This window comes from Moorena sp. SIO4G3 (assembly GCF_010692305.1).
GTDB lineage: Bacteria > Cyanobacteriota > Cyanobacteriia > Cyanobacteriales > Coleofasciculaceae > Moorena > Moorena producens_A.
In genome coordinates this window covers 17,796-34,963 of the sequence record NZ_JAAHIG010000035.1, presented here as the reverse complement: position 1 = coordinate 34,963, position 17,168 = coordinate 17,796, and the positions used below count along the sequence as shown (strand labels likewise).

The 17,168-nt window shown below is 41.7% G+C and carries 16 protein-coding genes; 15 read left to right on the top strand and 1 reads right to left on the bottom strand.

Annotated elements, in window-relative coordinates; genetic code table 11:
* Nucleotides 1-593 precede the first annotated feature (593 nt).
* On the bottom strand, nucleotides 594-776 hold the full coding sequence (locus F6J99_RS09215) for a hypothetical protein (protein ID WP_083305378.1): 183 nt from the start codon (nucleotides 774-776) through the stop codon (nucleotides 594-596).
* Nucleotides 777-837: 61 nt separating this feature from the next.
* On the opposite strand from F6J99_RS09215, the gene F6J99_RS09210 reads away from it, so the two are divergent.
* The 15 genes from F6J99_RS09210 to F6J99_RS09140 all read left to right on the top strand — a co-directional run bounded on the left by F6J99_RS09210 (nucleotide 838) and on the right by F6J99_RS09140 (nucleotide 17,142).
* Complete coding sequence (locus F6J99_RS09210; RefSeq protein WP_293112665.1) at nucleotides 838-2,178, top strand: transposase; 1,341 nt, start codon at nucleotides 838-840, stop codon at nucleotides 2,176-2,178.
* 1,186 nt (nucleotides 2,179-3,364) lie between these two features.
* Nucleotides 3,365-3,865: a DUF2231 domain-containing protein gene (locus F6J99_RS09205; protein WP_293112664.1), complete on the top strand. Its 501-nt coding sequence runs from the start codon at nucleotides 3,365-3,367 to the stop codon at nucleotides 3,863-3,865.
* Nucleotides 3,862-4,467, top strand: a complete 606-nt coding sequence (locus F6J99_RS09200) for a DUF2231 domain-containing protein (protein WP_070395150.1) — start codon at nucleotides 3,862-3,864, stop codon at nucleotides 4,465-4,467. The genes F6J99_RS09205 and F6J99_RS09200 overlap by 4 nt, the downstream gene beginning before the upstream one ends.
* An 8-nt stretch (nucleotides 4,468-4,475) precedes the next feature.
* Nucleotides 4,476-5,435, top strand: a complete 960-nt coding sequence (locus tag F6J99_RS09195; protein WP_293112663.1) for a cytochrome c oxidase subunit II — start codon at nucleotides 4,476-4,478, stop codon at nucleotides 5,433-5,435.
* Between the two features lie 204 nt (nucleotides 5,436-5,639).
* Nucleotides 5,640-6,716 (top strand): RRXRR domain-containing protein, encoded by a 1,077-nt coding sequence (locus F6J99_RS09190; protein WP_293112662.1) that lies wholly within the window; start codon nucleotides 5,640-5,642, stop codon nucleotides 6,714-6,716.
* A gap of 62 nt (nucleotides 6,717-6,778) precedes the next feature.
* Nucleotides 6,779-8,467, top strand: a complete 1,689-nt coding sequence (gene ctaD, locus F6J99_RS09185; protein ID WP_293112661.1) for a cytochrome c oxidase subunit I — start codon at nucleotides 6,779-6,781, stop codon at nucleotides 8,465-8,467.
* Nucleotides 8,454-9,089, top strand: a complete 636-nt coding sequence (locus tag F6J99_RS09180; protein WP_070395153.1) for a heme-copper oxidase subunit III — start codon at nucleotides 8,454-8,456, stop codon at nucleotides 9,087-9,089. Before ctaD ends, F6J99_RS09180 begins: the two co-directional genes overlap by 14 nt.
* 83 nt (nucleotides 9,090-9,172) lie before the next feature.
* Nucleotides 9,173-9,595, top strand: a complete 423-nt coding sequence (locus tag F6J99_RS09175; RefSeq protein WP_293112660.1) for a DUF29 domain-containing protein — start codon at nucleotides 9,173-9,175, stop codon at nucleotides 9,593-9,595.
* Nucleotides 9,596-9,605: 10 nt separating this feature from the next.
* Nucleotides 9,606-9,878: an element excision factor XisI family protein gene (locus tag F6J99_RS09170; protein ID WP_293112659.1), complete on the top strand. Its 273-nt coding sequence runs from the start codon at nucleotides 9,606-9,608 to the stop codon at nucleotides 9,876-9,878.
* Between the two features lie 178 nt (nucleotides 9,879-10,056).
* Nucleotides 10,057-10,425, top strand: coding sequence for a hypothetical protein (locus F6J99_RS09165; RefSeq protein WP_293112658.1), 369 nt, complete (start codon nucleotides 10,057-10,059; stop codon nucleotides 10,423-10,425).
* 198 nt (nucleotides 10,426-10,623) lie between these two features.
* Entirely contained in the window at nucleotides 10,624-10,860 is a 237-nt protein-coding gene (locus tag F6J99_RS09160; protein ID WP_293038235.1) for a hypothetical protein, read from the top strand.
* A 393-nt stretch (nucleotides 10,861-11,253) separates the two neighbouring features.
* Nucleotides 11,254-12,765 carry a GMC family oxidoreductase gene (locus F6J99_RS09155; protein WP_293112657.1) on the top strand — a complete coding sequence of 504 codons (1,512 nt, stop codon included), beginning with the start codon at nucleotides 11,254-11,256 and terminating at the stop codon, nucleotides 12,763-12,765.
* A gap of 306 nt (nucleotides 12,766-13,071) precedes the next feature.
* The gene (locus tag F6J99_RS09150; protein ID WP_293112656.1) at nucleotides 13,072-14,196 is read left to right on the top strand and encodes a hypothetical protein; all 1,125 of its coding nucleotides are present in this window, start codon (nucleotides 13,072-13,074) and stop codon (nucleotides 14,194-14,196) included.
* A gap of 52 nt (nucleotides 14,197-14,248) precedes the next feature.
* Entirely contained in the window at nucleotides 14,249-15,451 is a 1,203-nt protein-coding gene (locus tag F6J99_RS09145; RefSeq protein ID WP_293112655.1) for a hypothetical protein, read from the top strand.
* A 170-nt stretch (nucleotides 15,452-15,621) separates the two neighbouring features.
* On the top strand, nucleotides 15,622-17,142 hold the full coding sequence (locus tag F6J99_RS09140) for an AAA family ATPase (RefSeq protein WP_293112654.1): 1,521 nt from the start codon (nucleotides 15,622-15,624) through the stop codon (nucleotides 17,140-17,142).
* Nucleotides 17,143-17,168 lie beyond the last annotated feature (26 nt).

The following is a 17,168-nucleotide window of genomic DNA, read 5'->3' as shown; positions in this document are numbered from 1 at the left end:
GTCCAATCCTCACTAACAGGGTAATTGACCCAAAAAATCGGATATAAGTTCAAAAAATTCGAATTTTGAGACTTATCGCATTTTCTAGTCAAAGTAGAAAAACGAAAGTGCGTTCGCTTTTAGCGGAAGCTTCGCTTCATCGCGTAGCGTGGCCTACGGCCAATCGTTAATCTTATCAAATCATTAAACTCTGATTAATTGCAAATTAAACTTCATTTATTCTGACTCGAAGCTCCTGACTCCTGAGGTGCGCTTGACCCGTAATTTAATTCGCCACGGGTCGCACCTCGATAACGTTGCTTATGTCGAAATCACCTTGGAACGATATCGAATGAAAACCATAAGTAAAATTACTCAACAGTTCTAGGCTATAGTTTCCAGATCCAATCCCCTTCAATTTATCAAGAAGGGAGTTTGTTCGCGTAGCGTGGCCTTTGGCCAGGGAAAAGAATACCCCATCCCTCTTTCAGGGCTTAAAGTTACCGTAAGAATAGGGTCGCCTTAATAATAAAGTTTTAACCCTTTTTCTCATAGCCGACCAACCATAAAGGCGACCCTATTCTAAGGTTTCGTCTCCGGGTATGAATTTTCCCTCAATCAGGCAAAGTCCCAGTTCTTCCTAGGAACTCTAAGTATTCAGAAAGGCTTAACCCCGAACAAGCGGCCAAACGTTTCAATCCCTGCCAACCAGTTTCAGTAGCCTTGATACTGTAACTCTTCTTTGCTTCCTCGTGTAATCTGGGTCTTCCTACTTTTCTTTTAATTTGTTCAGACATTTCCTTGACACTATAGTTTTGGGGGTCTATAATTAGATTAGCACTAAAATAGGTCGAACAGATGCAACTAGGATACTCTTACAAACTCAAGCCCAATCAGCAACAGAAATCTAAAATGAACAGATGGTTGGATATGCTGAGATTACAGTATAATTACCTGTTGAGAGACAGAAATGATTCTTACGATCAAGCAAAAACTCCCAGGTTAGGCAATTACTGTGAATTAAAAAGTGGTGGGGAAGCGTGTCCATTGACCTGTTCAGTGAGTAAAAATTACTCTATAGGCTACCCTTGGAAGAAAAGTCATAAAAATCCAAGACGAAGTGCTTACGAAGCTCAAAGTTCCAGTCTGCCCATACTCAAGAAAGAAAGACCTTGGTATAAATCGATTCATTCAACTGTTTTACAACAGACCCTAAGACAGTTGGATGTCGCATTTGCTAAATTCTTCAAAGGAGAAACTGGATATCCAAAACCAAAAAGAAGGTCACGATTTAGAAGCTTCAAATACGCTCCTGGTCAGGTGAAGCTTAATGGAAACAAAATATACCTCCCAGGAATTGGATGGATGGGTTTTTATAACTCCCGTCCTATACCTGAGGGTTTTACCCTGAAGTCAGTCACTGTTCGCAGAAAAGCTCGTGGGTGGTTCGTAAGTCTTCAAATCGAAGATAAATCGGTTCCACCTACTCCAGTAAAAGATAATACCGAAATTGACCCTCTGAGAGTCAAAGGCTGCGATCTAGGTATCAATAAGTTAATAAGCCTATCTAATGGAAAAACAATAGCTAATCCGGCTAAACAAAAATCCTTTAGACGCAGGGAAAGGCGTTTGAAGTTGAGGCAGAAAGCTGCTAGCAGGAAGAATAAGGGGTCTAGGAATAGAGGGAAGTCTTATGAAGCGGTTGCTTCGCTTCATGAGCGGATAACAAATAATCGTAGTGCCTACCATTGGGGTATTGCCAATCAATTAGTTGACGGAACAGATGCTTTAGTATTTGAAGACCTCAATATTAAAGCAATGAAATCTCGGTGTAAACCTAGACCCAATGAAAGTGGTAGCTACGATTCGGCAAAGCCGACGTTTCACGAACGCAATGGGCAGTCGGCAAAAAAAGGTTTAAATAGGTCAATATCTAATGCAGCTTGGGGAGAACTGGTTAAAAAAGTAGAAGTCGTGGCTGCAAAGTCAGGCATACCAGTAGTCAAGGTAAATCCCAAGCACACGTCTCAAAAATGCCCAAAATGTCATCACGTCAGCAAAAGTAACAGAAAAAAAGAAAAGTTTGTCTGTACCAACTGTGGTCACTATGACGATGCTGACATTAATGGGGCAATAAACATCAAGTTGCGGGGTCTCAAAAAACTGGGAATTGACCCATTAGACGCGCGCCTTAGATAGGGTCGCCTTAATTACAAATTTTTAACCAAAGGTGCGCTTTCCGGAGACAAAACCTGTTTATTAGGGCAGCCTTAAAACAATAACCATTACCCTTTGACTCATAGCCTGCCGACTATAAAGGCTGCCCTATTCTTGCGGTAACTTCTAACCGTAGGCGAATTAAATTCGCCACGGGTCTTGAAGTTACCGTAAGTGTAGTGGAGCCTTAATACAATAGTTTTAACCATGCATCCTCATAGCCAGTCCCCTGTAAAGGCGACCCTCTACTTACGGTAACTTCAAACCACTATCTTACGGTAACTTTAAACTCAGCTACCTCCGGTGCGGGGGAAAGTCACGCCCATGGAGATAACAGCAACATAGTTGTTGTGCCTGGGAATCCCCACCCTCTTACAGGGTGGGGAGGTTCAAACAGTTAATACTTTATCTAGCGGTTATAATAGTAATTATGGATACAATTTTTTTGACCTATTCCCTATTCCAAATTCACCTACTACCTACTCCCTGTTTCCTGTTCCGGGAGCTAAATTCACCTTTGCTATAACAATACAAATCGTCAAAGTCAGATAAGACAAATTGTAAACCTTTTTGGCTTTGTAATAAATCTTAAAACTTCCTGAAAAATCTACTAATACTAAGGGTTAGCTGGCTATAGTAAAACCAGGTGATATATCTAAAGTCAGGTATCGCTATCCTTGCTCTATATAGTTGCTATATCTACTAACTGGAGCTAGCTGCTTGCTTTGTAAACCCTGTCATTTGAGTCAATTAATTTGACACAGTTAGTTGTTTGCTGAAAAATTAGCGGTCACTAACTATATATCTGCTCAAGTCTAAGTCAATACTCATTTAATGAGTATTTTTATCTAGGCAAATAAACTAATTAGGAGAATTACAGTGATTTTTTGGAAAGGAATAAAGCCCCAACAATTTTATGTTATTTTCTTGCTGATCAGCCTGAATATAATTGTTTTTATGGCTCTAATGTCAAAGATGCCTAATAATTTTATACTAGCGTTTTAGTAATTATAAATTTATTACTATTAATTGAGTAGTATTATGAACAATTCGGTAGTGGTAACGATGTAGTGATTTTGCTACGGTAAGCGTCAATGTTTCGGGGGTTAAAGTCACTACTAGTCTACCACTACCAACAATTCCTCATTGAAACCTCATTGAGAACAATATGCTAGAGTATCTCCCCCCACTCAACGATCACAACTTGCCGTATCCCGATACAATTCATCCGATCGTGGTTCATTTTGTGATTGCCATGGTATTGTTTGCCGTCTTTTGTGACGCTGTCGGCTACTTGAGCCGTAATTATCGCCTGTATGAGGTAAGTTGGTGGAATTTATTTTTTGCGACTATTTCTATCTTTATTGCTGTTATTTTTGGGCAAATTGAAGCCGGATTAGCAGAACCTTACACAGCAGCAGAGGCAACATTGAACCTGCATACGCTGATTGGTTGGTCTCTATCTGGCATCATTGCAGGGGTGACAGCATGGCGCTACATTATTCGTTCTCGCAATCCCAAAGAGTTACCCATCCCTTTTTTGGGAGTGGGGGCGTTGTTAGTAGGGTTAGTATTTGTCCAGGTCTACCTGGGTGACTTACTGGTTTGGGTCTATGGATTGCATACTGTTCCGGTAGTAGAAGGGACTAGGGAGGGCTTGTTGCAATGAGTTCAAACCTAATTGACCAACTAGGAAGCCAATTGGGAGCCAATGGCTTGCCTTACCCGATTCCGATTCATCCCAATCTGGTACATCTAACCCTTGGTTTATTTATCGTGGCCATCGGCTTTGATATCGTTGGAGTCTTGTTTCCCCTGGAAAAGCCAGTCTTTAAGATACTGGCAATTCCTGCCACAAGATCCAATTTTTTTGATGTCGGCTGGTACAACATGCTCGCAGCAGCAGTGGTTACTTTCTTCACCGTTGCAGCGGGTTTCTATGAAATCATGCTGGCAGACCCACCCACAGAGGTTAGAAGTGCCTGGGGATTACAGGCCATGGAAACCATGCTTTGGCATGGAGTTGGCGGAGTCTTGCTGCTGCTGCTGATTGTAGCAATGACAGTATGGCGCGGATTTCAGCGATTTGTTTGGAATAAGGATAGGGCCAGACAAGTACAATGGACCTATTTGTTAGCGGGACTAGGGATTTTTGCACTGATGTTTGTTCACGGTACCCTGGGAGCGCAACTAGCGGCAGATTTTGGCCTACACATTAGCGCCGATCGCCTGTTGAGACTGGGAGAAGATCCAAACTTACTGTTGAAATAAATAAGCTCATGAATATTCGCAGGATTTTGACCTTGGTTGTCGTTGCGATCGCATTAGCCGGGATTAGTCTGTGGATGGGTCAACAGGCTTACTCTTGGTTTCCTCCCCAAGCTTCAGCTGAATCCCTGCTAGTTGACGATTTATTCAGTTTCCTTGTGACACTGGGAACCTTTATTTTCTTAGGAGTAGTAGGAACCCTAACCTATTCAGTCTTGTTTCAGCAAGCAGGCAAGTATGACTTAAGCGATGGTCCAGCAATTGAAGGAAACATCACCCTGGAAATCGTCTGGACAGCAATTCCCTTGGCCTTAGTAATTTGGATTGCAGCCTACAGCTACCAGGTCTACGACCAGATGTCGATTCTTGGTCCGATGGAGCATGTTCATCTAGAAATGGCAACCGCTGAGGCTGCACCAATCGAACCAAGTACTGACTCACAAATGCCTGACTCGATCGAACCAATAGAGCGCATCGAAGTCTTGTCTCGTCAGTGGGCGTGGGAATTTCGCTATCCGGAGCAGAGTATCAGCAGCACAGAACTGCATTTACCCAACAACCATCGCATCAAGCTTACCCTCAAATCAGAGGATGTGATACATGGGTTTTATATACCCGCCTTTCGAGTCAAGCAGGATATTATCCCAAATCAGGCGATCGAGTTTGAATTTACTCCCATTCGCGAAGGCAACTATCGGTTGCGGGATTCTCAATACAGTGGGACTTACTTTGCAGCAATGCAGGCGGATGTGGTAGTAGAGTCCCCGGAATCCTATCAGCAGTGGCTTGCTCAAGCGGCGGTTCAACCACCCGCAGCAGCCTACAATCCAGCCTTCGAGGAATATCGTCGAGCCTCTGAAACAGCAATTAATGCAGGTTGGAAAACGGTGGTTCCAGCTGCGCCTCCTATGGTGAATTACTCCGGTTCAAATATCCAAAACAAAGGGTTGTCAATAACCCCATCCTCTTAGGTTGGGGCTTGAGCAGGCGACCAACTGTTTGTGTTTGACTAGACCATTTGAGCCGAATCTTGGTACGAACGTCCGGATATTTCCCCAGTCCGAACCTCTTCAAGACTGTGTCGCCAGTTGCTGCTAAAGACAGGACATCTTAGATTCGGTGGTCGAGGGGACGGGTTATTAACCCAAATACTTTTTCTCGTGAGGTTTATCACCATGTTACGAGTTCCAGTTATTTCACCTGATGGAAGACCATTGATGCCTACAAAAGCATCTCGTGCTCGACGTTGGCTTAATCAAGGTTTAGCTGTTATTTACCAAAACGATCTAAACGTTTTTGCTGTTGAGTTAGTCAATCAACCATCTGGAGAGCAAATCCAGGATATAGCTATTGGCATTGACCCTGGAAAAATGTTTTCTGGCGTTGCTGTTCAGTCAGAGAAGGCCACTCTTTGGGCAGGACATTTAGTTTTGCCATACAAGAAGGTTCGAGATCGGATGGACACTAGGCGAATGATGCGAAAAACTCGCAGAAGCCGTCGAATAAATCGTAAAGTACCTTACTCGCAAAGGTCTCATCGACAAAAGCGATTTTCAAATAGAGTAGCTAAAAAAGTCCCTCCTTCAATTCGAGCAAATCGCCAGTTAGAGCAAAGAGTGGCCAAAGAGCTTAGCCTTTTATACCCGGTGAAAGCTATTGTCTATGAGGTAGTCAAGGCTAGAGGAAACAAAGGTTTTTCTCCTGTCATGGTAGGCCAATATTGGTCAATATCTCAGCTAGAAGAAATAGCTCCAGTCACTCAAAAACAAGGTTGGGAAACTGCTCTGAAGAGGGAAGCTCTAGGGCTAGCAAAAGACAAGGCCGATAAGAGTCAGCAGACGGTTAACACTCATGCAGTAGACGGAATTGCATTAGCTGCCACCCATTTCTTTCGGCGCAAAAATTATTATCACAGCAAAGGGAAGCTAAGTGTTCCAAAAAACTGTGATGTAACTGATACTACTTTTTCTGTGATTAGACGCGCTCCTATAAGTCGTCGTCAATTACACCTGCTGAATTTTCGTGCATGTGGAAAACGGCGCAAATACGGAGGAACAACTACTAGTCATGGTTTTCGTAAAGGAGATTACGTTGAAGCTGTTAAGGCCGGAAAAACCTATCGAGGTTGGGTAAGCGGTCAGACAGTAAGACAGGTTTCTGTGAGCGATATCAATTGGAAACGAGTCGGACAATTTACTGCCCAAAAAGTCCGACTCCTAAAACGTTCAACGGGCTTACTTGTAAACCACTAATTGGAGGCGCGGCTTTCCTCCCCACCCTATAGAGGGATGGGGAGGAAAGCCGCGAAGAACTGATGACTAATCTTTCTTCAGTTGAACCAATCGGCTCTTTGGGCAAACAGCCCTCGCCAGGTGCCCCTGAAGACTGGAAACGCTTTTTCAGCTTCAGCACCGATCACAAAGTGATTGGGATTCAGTATATTGTCACCTCTTTTTTCTTTTTTCTCATTGGTGGAATCTTTGCCATGATCGTCCGGGGTGAACTGATTACCCCAGAAGCCGATCTGGTTGATCGCACCGTCTACAATGCTATGTTTACCCTCCACGGAACAGTAATGCTGTTCTTGTGGACCTTTCCAGTGTTGGCCGGGCTGGCCAATTACCTAGTACCGCTGATGATTGGGGCACGGGATATGGCATTTCCCCGGCTGAATGCCCTGGCCTTCTGGATGGTGCCCGTCTTTGGGATTGTCCTGATGGGAAGCTTTTTAGCTCCAGGAGGCCCAGCCCAGGCAGGTTGGTGGTCTTATCCACCCGTGAGCCTGCAAAATCCTACTGGTGCTTTGATTAGCGGTCAATTTCTGTGGCTACTAGCCGTGGCGCTTTCGGGAGTATCCTCTATTCTGGGAGCCGTCAACATCGTAACCACCATTATTCGGATGCGATCGCCCGGAATGACCTTATTCCGAATGCCTGTGTTTGTCTGGGCTGTACTCAGTGCCCAGATTATTCAATTATTTGGCTTACCTGCCCTGACTGCTGGAGCCATCATGCTGTTGTTTGATTTAACCCTAGGCACCAGCTTTTTTGACCCTGCCAAAGGGGGCGATCCCATTCTGTTCCAGCACTTTTTCTGGTTCTACTCTCACCCAGCCGTTTACGTAATTATCTTACCAATTTTTGGCATTTTTTCAGAAATATTCCCAGTTTACGCCCGCAAGCCCCTTTTTGGTTACAAAGTAGTTGCTATTTCATCCCTAATTATTGTTGGGTTGAGCGCTATAGTCTGGGTGCATCACATGTTTGCTAGCGGCACCCCCGGATGGATGCGGATGCTGTTTATGTTCTCCACAATGCTGATTTCCGTGCCAACTGGCATCAAAGTCTTTGCTTGGGTAGCCACCATTTGGGGAGGCAAACTCAGACTAACCAGCGCCATGCTTTTCGGACTAGGTGGCTTGGTGATGTTCGTATTTGCGGGCATTACTGGCATTATGTTAGCAGCCGTTCCAGTAGATATTCACGTCAACAACACCTATTTCGTTGTTGGTCACTTTCACTACGTTATCTATGGCGCAACAGTTATGGGAATTTATGCCGCCTTCTACCATTGGTTCCCAAAAATGACAGGGCGCATGTATAATGAAGGGTTGGGAAAACTGCACTTTGCCCTGACCTTTATCGGAGCCAATCTCAATTTCTTCCCCATGCACCCATTAGGACTGCAAGGCATGCCCCGCCGAGTTGCGTCCTACGATCCCGAATTTGCCTTTTGGAATGTGGTTGCTAGCATTGGAGCCTTCCTGTTGGGCATGTCTACTTTGCCCTTTATCCTCAATATGGTTGGTTCCTGGGTACAAGGAGAAAAAGCACCAGCCAATCCCTGGCGGGCGATCGGGATAGAATGGCTTGTCTCCTCCCCGCCCACTCACGAGAACTTTGAACAGTTGCCTGTGGTGGTTGCCGAACCCTATGGCTATGGCAAATCTGAACCTTTGGTTTCTAACCCTGATGCGCTAGAAGTTATTCATGAACCCAACTGAAATCGATCCATCACTCACCTCTGGTGTAATACCGAGTCAGACCCATACCTCTGATGGGACAGCAGAACATAGCCATGATGAAGCAGGCAACAGCATGTTTGGCTTCATCATTTTCTTGCTCTCGGAAAGTGTTATCTTCCTGAGCTTCTTTGCTGGATACATTGTTTACAAGACTACCACAGCCGACTGGCTCCCTGCCGGTGTCACAGGGCTAGAGATCAAAGAGCCAGCTATTAATACTGTAGTGCTGGTGTCTAGTAGTTTCGTAATTTATATTGCCGAACGATATCTCCATGTCAACAATCTGTGGGGCTTTCGGGCATTTTGGCTCCTGACCATGGCAATGGGGAGCTACTTTTTGTATGGTCAGGCAGTGGAATGGGGCAGTCTCCCCTTTGGATTTACCGATGGGGTATTTGGCGGCACCTTTTATTTGCTCACCGGGTTTCATGGTTTGCACGTGCTCACAGGAGTCTTGTTGCAATTGATTATGCTGGGACGCTCCTTCATTCCTGGTAACTACGACAACGGTGAGTTTGGGGTTGCTGCCACCTCCCTGTTCTGGCATTTTGTCGATGTGATCTGGATTATTTTGTTTGTACTGATTTACATCTGGCAGTAGCGTTATTCTTAGGTTGGGTGAGCAGCAGCGTAACCCAACCAGGTAAGGCTTTTGTCAGGTTTAGTTAGATTTCCTAGAAAAAAATGCTCTATGAAACTGACATCATCCAATGGGTTGAACAACAAGTTTCCCTGATCAAAGAACAACGGTATAGTGAAGTAGACTGGGTTAATCTCCTAGAAGAGATTGAAGACTTGAGTAAACGAGAGCGAGACCGCTTTTTATCCTCGATTCGTTTAACGATTCAACATCTGTTGAAATGGGAATATCAACCGGAAAAACGGTCTAGGTCTTGGGAAATCACTATCAAACGAGAGCGTAATAACCTTAAACGCTATCTGAGAGATACTCCTAGTTTAAAGCGATACTGGGCAGATTTATCAAAAGTTTATGGTGATGCGAGAGCCGACGCTGCTAATGAAACCGGAATTTCCGATTGGGACTTTCCTGACAACTGTCCCTATTCCCCTGAACAAATCCAATCAGATTGGTTTCCTCCAAATTAGAGGTAAAACAATGGATATCCAAACGACCTATCGAGAAATAATAAAACAAGTTATTCTAAAATACGCTCAATTTCGCCCCTCTCATGGAGACATCAGACTTGATCCTATTTTTGACGAAACACGAGAGCACTACGGATTAATGCAGGTAGGATGGTCACAGGGAAAAAGAATCAGAGGAAACCTAATATATATTACTATAAAAAATAATAAAATTTATATTGAATATGATGGAATAGAAACGGGTATCACTACTGATTTAATTAATGCTGGCATCAAGAAATAAAATATTGTTTTAGCTTTCTATCCTCCCGAAATGCGTCAGCAAACTGAATTTGCCGTCAATTAAAATTTATTCGTGTTTGATAAAATCAAGGCTATAACCAATTTAATTTTAAATGACCATGGATAAAAAATCTAGGTTGCCGCTTATAGTAGTAGGGTTGACTATTAGCTTAATACTAATGGGTTGTAATCCCTCTGATGATGCTTTAGAAAAATCTCGTTATCAACCCTTGAATCTAGCTGAAATCAAAGGTAAGGGAATAGGAGATGATCCGCAAGCGATCGCATTAGACTTATTTGGTAACAAAGAAACGGTCGAGAGTGAGTTTACTGAAGAAATAAAGGTGATTGATCAGCAAGCTTTTGAGAAAATCGTAATTCTAACCCAGATGAATCTACCTGATGACAAAATTATGGGCAAGCGTTATCGACTTGAGTTTCAATTCGATCAATCTACCGGTAAATGGAATTTAAAGGAAGCAGGTCGTCAACAGTCCTGTTATAAAAGTGAGAAACCTAAAGATTGGACAATTGAGCCTTGTCCCTAGCTAAACTTGTCGATAGCGTTTATCGTAGTTATGAGGTAAGCTATCAGCTATCAGCTATCAGCTATCAGCTATCAGCTATCAGCTATCAGCTATCAGCTATCAGCTATCAGCTATCAGCCATCAGCCATCAGCCCTACTAGATTCAACATTTCTGGGGAATAACCTATCACTAACCTATAATTGTACTAAGTTACTGCTATGTCAATCAGCACCGAAGCTATCAAGCAAGACCTGGATATACTTACTGCTGAACAACTTCAGCAAGTCGCTGATTTTATTGCATTTCTTAAGTTTCAAGATAAACGTCGTCGGATTGTCCTAGATCCTGCTCAGTTAAAAGCCCTTGCTCATGAGTTTGCTGAGGAAGACCGCGCTCTTGCTGAAGTGGGAATGAGCGATTATGCCGCAAGTCTTGATCAAGAAGATAAGCTATGACCAATCAATATCAAAGCAGTATCTATACCACCAAAAAAATATAACCAATCGCTACACCTGATCGTAAAATTTAAAATTTATTATTACTATTAATATAGCATAAGTTAAGAATTTTAAGCTCCTAAACTCCTGTAACTCCTGAACTCCTGTAACTTCCGACGTAAGCTATCAGCTATCAGCTATCAGCTATCAGCTATCAGCTCATGGGTTAATTCACAGGCTAGAAGCCTGTGCCACGCTACTTGAGGTGCTATCAGGTATCAACTATCTGCTATCAGCTCATGGGTCTGTGCCCAACGGCTGACAGCTGACGGCTGACGCCTGTTCGCGCAGCGTGCGCGTAGCGCATATGCTTACCTTCCGACTTCCCACTTCAAACTTCGGACTTGTACTATGATTATCGACGACCAATATTACGACTTTATTATTATTGGCACAGGGGCTGGCGGCGGAACCTTAGCCTATAAACTTGCGCCAACCGGGAAGAAAATTCTCATCCTAGAACGAGGCGATTTTATGCCTCTAGAAGAACAAAATCGCAGTAATGTCGATATTTTTAAGCGAGAACGCTATCACGCTCCTGAAATGTGGTATGACACTGCTGGAGAACCGTTTTTCCCCCAAATGAATTACGCTATAGGTGGCAATACAAAAATCTATGGTGCAGCATTGCTACGACTGCGGGAGCGGGATTTTGAGAAAGTGCAACATCAAGAGGGAGTGTCGCCGGAGTGGTGTTTGAAATATTCCGACTTTGAACCCTACTACACTGAAGCAGAACAGCTTTATAAAGTTCACGGTCAGGCAACCAGCGATCCCACCGAGCCATTTCATAGTCAAGACTATCCCTTTGAAGCAATCCCCCAAGAGCCTCAAATTGCGGAAATTTACAATGCGATCGCTCAGCAAGGTCTGCATCCATCTTACCTACCGTTAGGACTGACGCGCCAAGACGACGACCCAACCAATGATTCCGAGGTCAGCGGAATTGTGCCAGCTTTGACACATCCGAACGTGACCTTAAAAACCAATGCGAAGGTAGTTTGTTTACACACTAACCCCTCAGGTTTAGCAGTTAAAGGGGTCGAAGCCGAAATTGCCGGACAATCCTACCTGTTTATGGGAGAAATTGTCGTGGTTGCTTGTGGTGCCGTGAATTCAGCAGCATTGCTATTACACTCTGCTAATGATCGACACCCCCAAGGACTTGCTAACAGTTCGGGGCAAGTGGGACGGAATTTGATGAAAAGCCTAATGACTGCTGTAGTGCAACTGAGCACTAAGCCCAATTCAGGTGCTTTTCAAAGAAGTATTTATCTCAATGATTTTTATTGGGGTGATCCCGATTTTCCTTACCCAATGGGTCACATTCAAAATTCCGGTGGATTGCTCACAGATATTATTTTTGCTGAAGCACCACCACTGTTATCAGTTCTGGCAAAATTTATGCCAGGATTTGGACTAAAGCAGTTAGCTACTCGTTCCATTGGTTGGTGGGTGCAGACGGAAGATTTGCCCGATCCCAATAATCGAGTACGAATTGATGGCAACAAGTTGTATATTGACTACACTCCCAATAATATCGAAGCCCACGATCGCCTGATTTATCGCTTGACTGAGGTACTAAAAGTTATTGAAAAACGGCTGGATAGTTTTCAGAGCGGGAAAATATATCCTCGTGGGGAAGTACCGATTCAAGTAATGGCAAACCAGTGTGGCACCTGCCGTTTTGGAGACGATCCTGCTACTACTGTGCTCGATCGCAACTGCCGCACTCATGATGTGGAAAATCTTTACGTAGTCGATGGCAGTTTCTTTCCATCCAATGCCAGTGTCAGCCCAGCTTTAACCATTATTGCCAATGCTCTGCGGGTGGGGGATCATCTGATTGAACGGTTTGGGTAAGTGCTAGTGGTGCTTCAGGGGCGGGCTTGCCCTCATTTTCACAGTCGCCAGTTTTAGGTTGCTGCCCCTAACGCACCACTGGGTCAAACAGCAAATGGGTTTCGATTGCCAAAGCGCGATATTAATTATTGTAACTATACGTCAAAATCTAAGACTTGATCCCAGTTAACTTGGTACTATAATTAACATAAGTCTCAAAAAAGAATATATCCTGGACTAGGCTATAATACGATGGGATCCTATGGAATTCCACACCAGCCCTAACCCTTGTATTATCAGTAATATCCTCAGTAAATCATAACAACAATGAGCGACTTGATCCCTCCTCAGGGTAGGAAAACTACTGAACAAATAATTTCCGAAATCTTAGTCAACTATCAAGAGTATCATGATCGAGATAATATTCAACATTTTTGTAAGGATGTTATCGAGAAGCGTCAAGGAATAAAAGACAAAACCAAAACCCTTACTGATCTCAACAATGCGTTAGATACTATCGACCTGATTGATAGTTATCATCAAAGCTTAATCAGTGCTCAAGAACAAGGTAAATCAAAAGTAAATTGGCTTGAATCTACCCTTGAAGAAATCACCGATAGAGAAAGTGAGAGAAAAAGAGGTGAAATTGTTCAAGAGATTCAAGAAGCCTTAGTTTTAGCCAATAATCAGCAATTAGCGTCATTGTCTGGTGAACCAACGGGCGTATATACTCCTCTGAAGGAAATTGAAGTTGAAGCCATCAACAAGCCTAGAGTTATGGAACAACAAGTATTAGATGATATTCAGAACAACTCCATGCTATCTTCAATTTCCATGGCCCAGCAGTTTGATACACTTTTAGACCCTTTAAATCTAGATTATTTTAATAATTTTTCCTTTCTGGACGTTGCTGATAATTATTTAAATCAATACCTTGGGCCCTTAGATAATACCTTCAAACAACTAGTTACCTTAGGCACAGTAGTTGCTAAAGAAGAGGGTCACTTAGGCATACTTGAAGAAGTAGATATAGCCGAAATTGCTGCCATGATTGATATGGGACTTACCCTTCCCCAAATCGGCTATAAACTTGGCAAAGGCGAGATTACACTGATTGAGGCTGTAGAAGATTTATATGATAGAGAAGTTGCAGCTACCTGTACCTTAGTGAGTCTAAACACCAAGGCTGTCGGTTGGTTATCCGGTACAAGTATCGGAGCTACTGTTGGAACTGTATTTGGACCAATTGGCACAGCAGTTGGAGGAATGCTAGGAAGCGTTACAGGTAAAATTGCCGGAAAAAACATTGGTCAAACTATTGCCACTGGTGTCAAAAAAGTAGCCAAGTTTGGGAAAGAAACAGTAACCAAAACTTTAAAAAAAGCCTGGGCAGGAGCAAAATCTTTTGGGCGAGCTTTTACTAAAAGTAAATTAAATCCATTGAATTGGTAGCCCTTGACAGCAAAATTAAATTATTAAAATTAAATTATTGAGGTGGAGAAAGATGGCAAAGACAATTAAGTTTAGTCTTATTTTGGATAATACTCCAGTCAGAGATTTAGATGGTGTTAGGGAAAATTTTAATATCGATGATATCTTGGGATATTACAAAAGTGGTCTATTGCAAAAGTGGCTTGCTGTTAGGGGATTTACAGATATCTTATCAAAAATAAAGGATATCTCAGCCGAAAGTGACCTAGAGATTAGCAAGGAACTAGTGAAAATTTTCGAGATGGAAATTGAAGCAACTAAACTAGAGGAATCCTTGTATAGTATCCAATTCCATGAAGAATTCCAGAACAAGGTAAATAATTATGCTAAGAACAATTTTAATCGCAAAGCCATTATTAAGGATTATCACCAGGGTTACTATAGAGTATTGACAGGGATGTTGGAGGATCCCGATAATATTGCGTTGATTAAAAGTAGTGTAGCACAAATTGCTAAAAACTATTTCTGGATATTTAAGTTTCACTTACCAGGCTTGTATGATGAATTTTTTGACAAAGTCCCCTTATCTCTTTTTGTATCATTCATGAATCCCACTTTGAGAAGATTAGTGTTAGGGTCTGACATGATGGCTGAAAGAATAGAAAACTTGACAAATAAAATTAATCCTAATACAGCCAAAATGTTATCTGAAGGATTTTTAAAACATCCTGATATACTTAGTCTAAAACCTATTCAGCATAAAGCAGACACTAATCGTAGGTGGCAGAAACTTGTTACTCCAGAAAAAAAGTGTTTAATTCTGGATTTAACTGAGAGTGATGATGTGATGGTATCTCATTCAGAACCAAGTTTGAGGTCCGATCAATTTAAAAAAGAAGATGCAGTGGGAAAAATCATGAATGGTTTAATGTTTTATTCTAATAGTTCTAATGATTATGTGGAATACATGATATTTCCTTCCGAACAAAATTTGGTACTTTCAGAAAAAGAATTTGCAATTCATAAAATGTTTTATTTAGTCAGGAATCATCTAAAAATATTTAAAGGTGAGACAAAAGAGTTTTGGAAAGATATTGAACCCAAGGGTAAGCGTTTTATGATTTTAGGTATGAACGATGGAAATTATGTAAGAAACTCTGGTAAACATGGTGAAGAGTTATCAGCCGATGATGTTAATGGTAAATTTGTCATTCTAGATGGGATAGATTACAAGAGTATAAATCCTGACCATGTAATTGGTTATTTGGAAGTTTGAGATTATATAGCATTTCTCATGTTAGCTGTCAGCTGTCAACTGTCAGCCGTCAGCTTGTGAGTGATAGCTGACTGAATGCTTACCTTTCTTCCCCACTCCCGATTCCCGATTCCCGATTCCCGATTCCCGATTCCCGATTCCCTATTACTGATTCCCTATTAACAATTATCATGAACAATACAATTCATAAACTTTCTTCCTATGTTGATTCCTTAAGACCAATCATTTATATCAACGATTTTGATTTCCATTCTACTGATTTGCTGATTAAGGAGATTGCTACAACAGCTAAGGTTTATGAATATAATGATGCTGGTGGTCATGTTGATTTTGATACCAAAAATTCTAAATCTAACTTTGACTTAGAAACCTTCTTGTCAGCTTTTGATAATAATGAAACTGGAGAGAGTTTTCTGGTACTCAAGGATATTCACTTTTATTTAGATAATCCCAAAGTCATTGCTCTGCTCAAATCAATTGCCCTCAAGACCCTATACAAGGAGAATTTTTATACCACTAGTTTTATTGTTGCTAGTAAATTAATTATTCCGGCTGAACTTGATAAATTTATTACGGTCTTTGAAGTCCCTATTCCCAATCTTAATCAAATTAGAGGAATAATTAAACAATTTTTGCAGGATTTACAATTTGATATGACTGACAATGTCATTGAAGAATTATCCTTATCCTTTAAAGGATTAAGTAAATTTGAAATTATCCAGAGTTTAAACCTAGCCTATCAACAGGGTGGCTGTATAGACAAAAATGATAAGCACCTAATCATCCAAGAAAAAAAACAAATTATCAAAAAATCTGGCACCCTTGAAATTCTTAATTTCAAAGAAACACTAGATGATGTTGGAGGGCTTGATAATCTCAAGTCCTGGCTGACTAAAAAAGCTAACATATTCAAAAATCTCGACCAAGCTATCAAATTTGGAGTGGATATACCTAAAGGTATGATGCTAATTGGGATGCCTGGGTGTGGCAAAAGTTTAGTCGCCAAAGCTACTTCTCATCTGTTTGAAGTTCCTTTACTGCGGCTAGATATTGGTAAACTACTTGGTAAGTATGTGGGAGAGAGTGAAGAAAACTTAAGTCGGGCAATTAAAATAGCTGAGGCGGTTAGTCCTTGTATTTTATGGATAGATGAAATTGAAAAAGCCTTTGCTGGCATTGGCGAAACTGGAGGCGGAAGTGATATCACCACCAGATTATTTGGTAATATTTTAACTTGGATTCAAGAGAAAGAAAACACTGTCTTCATTGTGGCTACCTCTAATGATATTGCCAAACTTCCGGCTGAATTTCTCAGAAAAGGAAGATTTGATGAACTGTTCTTTGTAGATTTTCCTAATGGGGATGAGCGCAAAAAAATATTTGAAATCCATCTAAAAAGGAGAAATAAATGGAATAGGATGATTGATATAATTAGCTTGCTAAAAGAAACCGATGGTTATAGTGGTGCTGACATTGAAGCTGTTGTTAAAGAAACCATAGAAAATGTTTTCCTTGATCCAGAAAAAGATACAGTGACAACAGATGATTTGCTTGCTGTTATTAAAACCACCAAATGTCTTTCAGAATCTCTCAAAGATAAAATAGATAAAATCAGAAAGTCTTTATCTAAGATGAATGTCAAGCCAGCAAGTGAGATTAAGAAAGTAAAGCCAGGAAGTAAAAAAAAATAATCCCTGATTACCTATATAGCGCTACG